Origin of the sequence: Bradyrhizobium diazoefficiens (assembly GCF_016612535.1) — a bacterium.
GTDB lineage: Bacteria > Pseudomonadota > Alphaproteobacteria > Rhizobiales > Xanthobacteraceae > Bradyrhizobium > Bradyrhizobium diazoefficiens_C.
On the sequence record NZ_JAENXS010000010.1, the window covers coordinates 1 to 3,421 of the forward strand.

Sequence of the window (3,421 nt, forward strand, 5' to 3'; positions counted from 1 at the left end):
CGATTGTCAGACTTTCTTGATCGTCGTCTCTATTTGGAACGACTATCGAAATTTCTTCGATCGGAGCCCCTTCTAACGCGCCTTGTGGTGGCGTTCGGGGAAGTCGGGGTTGGGAAAACCGCCTTGCTCCGACATGCTGCTAAGACCTATCGAAGTGATCTGGCCTATCTTTTTTGCGATCGAGGCACCGTTGCTGGCGGATTGCCGGGCGGATTACCCCTCCCAGAGTTACTCGAAAAGCAGCTCAGCGGTCTGGCGCCAGAGTTCAACGTTCCAACCTTTGAAGAGTTCTGCAGAAGTCACAGTTGGACAAGAGCCCTCAAAAAGGGATCTGAGGCTGCAGCATCCATCGCAACCAAAGCGGTCTTGCCAAGTCCTGCTTCGCGCTTTGCATGGGAGACCTATGAGCGCGTCAAAGCGTCCCTGAGTTTGGATCGTGCAATTCTGCCACTAGGAACTGAACCGGATGATCTCAGGCTCCTGTACATTCTCGAAAGACTTAGAGCTGCGCCCTCGGTTGTACATATCGACCATTCAGGATTACTTGAACAAGGCGAGCTAAAATTCATTCTGCACTTGTTGGACACTACTCCTGCGATCTTTTTTATCGAATACCAATCTCTTGATCCGACACTGGCGCTATCGCTTGAGGCCAATCTATCAAGTGCCAAGCGGTTAGAGCTCAGCGTTGAGCGACTGCCCCTCGAATACGCAGACCGCCTGTTTGCGAGTTTGCCAAATAGATTCTCGGCATCCCTGCGCGAACAGTTCGCCCGCGATGGAAATCTGCGACCATTTGATGAAGTGGCATATCTCAACGCACATTCCGCAGACGTGGCGGAGAATTTTGATGCCTCAGAAGACGCTCTTAGCCGGTTAACGGAAGAGAGGGTGCTGACGCTGTCGCGCTCGGACCTCAACGTTATGTTGGCCATAGCCGCTCATGCCGGCCCGGTCGATCGGGGCCTATTAGCAGAATTTCTATTTTCGTCCGAGGCCGCCGGCCAAACTAAGCTGCCTCTCGACATTGATAAGACCCTGGATCACCTCGATGAGAGGCTGCTTGCGATCGCGACCTCGAGCGACGTATCCTGCCAATCCCGCGTCCATGACGTCATACGTCGTAGAGTCGACATTGCAGCAATCAATATAAGCTTCCAAAAGCTTTGGCGCGATTTCTACCGCAGCGCGTCGACGTTGGGAGTATTCGTCTCCGATGCAGATCGCTGCAGACAGATCTTGTATCAATGCGCTTCATTGAACGACTTAACCGGTATAGCGTCAGCGCTGCGCGAGCTGGGGCAAAAGGGCATAAACTCTAGAAATCCAAAGAGCATAGTCAGCTACTTGAAGCAGATTACATCTCGGCTGGAGTCGAATGGATCAACATTCGCGCATATCTTGCCTCGCGTGGCGCTGGAGCAATGCCGCTTCTTTTACGAAGCGGGCTGGTTTGACGAAGCATTGGCCTGCTTAGATCTTGTCGCGAAGAAGCCGCGGTCCTTTAAGTATCTTCAGGCTGAGCTGTATTGCGCAAGTGAATTCCAAGCCCGAGGCATCAGTTTAGCGGAGAAGCATCTACGTGAGTTGAGCGACAAGCCACGGGATTTGGATGCCGAATTATGCCTTCAATTGATAAGGATGCACGGCCTTAGGAACTCAAATCAACTAGCCTCGGCTAGAAGCCTCTACAAAGCGACAATTTCACAGAGGCACTTTTCGGGCCGAAATGCATACGTGACGTTGCTTCGCTTCGCAGACCTTTGCCTATTTACTGACGAGGACTTGCCGGACTGTCTGCGGCATCTTGAGCGGGCTATCGAAGAAGCGGATCGGTTCGGTTTCCACGGCGAGCTAGCCTCGGCATGCATCTCGCTTTCGCAGTTGCTGGGCTATACATCCGATCTCGATCGTGCGGAGCTGCTGCTAGATAAAGCAAGCGAGATAGCGCGCGACGTTTGGCTGCAACAATCTACGCTGCTTGCCAATCGCGCAGTTATCTCTCTGTACAGAGAAGATACCAGCACCGAGGCTATACGGCTGCTGGAGCAAGCATTGGTCTTGTCGTACGAGACGCTAGACAAGCTGCTTATCCAGCTCAATATGCTCATTTGGCACGCGAGCGTTGGCGACGTTGATCGATCTCTACAGATCGAAGAGCGCCTTCGTTCTTTCATATCTTTGAGCGGGTTGGATACTGAGATTAAGAGAATTGCCCTTTTCAATTTGGAAGCAATGAGCAGGCGGTTCGGTCGCGTGGATGAGGCCGATATCTACAGAAAGAGCTGGGTCCCCCTTCGCTCAGGGGTTGATGAGGCGTATTGGTCGTTCCGAAGAACTGGAAAAACTGATCATACAGAGTCGAGACGCAAGCTAGATTTCCACCCCGTATATCTAGCTCATTGGCACCTGGGCCTGATACCCTTCCAGGCTGTTAGCGATGATGCTTCCGATCATGTCTGAATAAGCAGCCGTCGGCTTCTTTAGAGCTTGGCAATACTCCCCGTCCGATCCCAAATAAATGTCAGGGGTTAGCTCAATGATGAATACGCCCGTCTCATTCTGGCGTCCGTCTATGCGTAGAAGCTCGACCTTGCCTAAGGAACGAAAGCATCGCCTCATTGCTTCAATGACCGCTTCATCAAACTGACTGGTAACCATTTCGAGTTCGAACTCAAGATCGTTGGGCAGTTTGAACTCAAACGAGTTGATCTGGTGATCAAGGTAATCAGACTTTCCTTCTATCTTCCAAGAGCCGATCTGGAGTTCGACAACACCAGCACCATTCCCTAGTAGGCAAGCGGAAAACTCCCGGCCAGATATAAACTCCTCGACGATCACCGGCTGACCAAGTTGCCTCAATATGATCTCCGCAACTTGAGACACCTCTTGCCAGCTCCGACACAGATTGCGCTGAGTAATTCCCAATGAAGTCCCTTCGTAGTTAGGCTTCACGACCACGGGAAGAGAAACGCCTCTGAGATGCTCCAGCTCTTCGATCGTCTGAAGAAGGATTGATGCTGGAGTATCAAGCCCGACTTGGCGACAAACGGCCTTAGACAATTCCTTGTCATTGCAAACGACCTTAACAAAGGCGTCTGCACCAACGAACATAAGATCATTTGCTTCACATATCGCTGGAAGCAGTCCGTGGCGACTTCTGCTAATTTGACCAAACCAATAAGGAAATACCAGGCTCTGCGAGTATCGGGAAACCTCAGCGGTGAAGGTCGTTAGGTCGCTCAGGACGATCACTTCGCCGCAACACATATCGAGTGCGGTCCGCAGCTCATCAACGGTATCCTTCGAGGGCCTATCAATTCTCCGATCGAAAGCGTCCTTAGGAGCGTGTGGATCAACAGGATCCGCAACTAGCACGATTTTTCTGTCCCACGGTCTGTGTGCAGGCAAAGAACACCCC

2 protein-coding genes are annotated in these 3,421 nt (G+C 51.8%); one reads left to right on the forward strand and one right to left on the reverse strand.

The window, feature by feature from the left end:
• A partial coding sequence (locus JJE66_RS37730; RefSeq protein ID WP_210350196.1) for a hypothetical protein occupies positions 1 to 2,463 on the forward strand: 2,463 nt, incomplete at its 5' end.
• Here JJE66_RS37730 and JJE66_RS37735 read toward each other — a convergent pair.
• Positions 2,395 to 3,421, reverse strand: a 1,027-nt coding sequence (locus tag JJE66_RS37735; protein WP_210350199.1) for an ATP-grasp domain-containing protein, incomplete at its 5' end; no start/stop codon positions are given. The two genes, JJE66_RS37730 and JJE66_RS37735, sit on opposite strands and share 69 nt — an antisense overlap.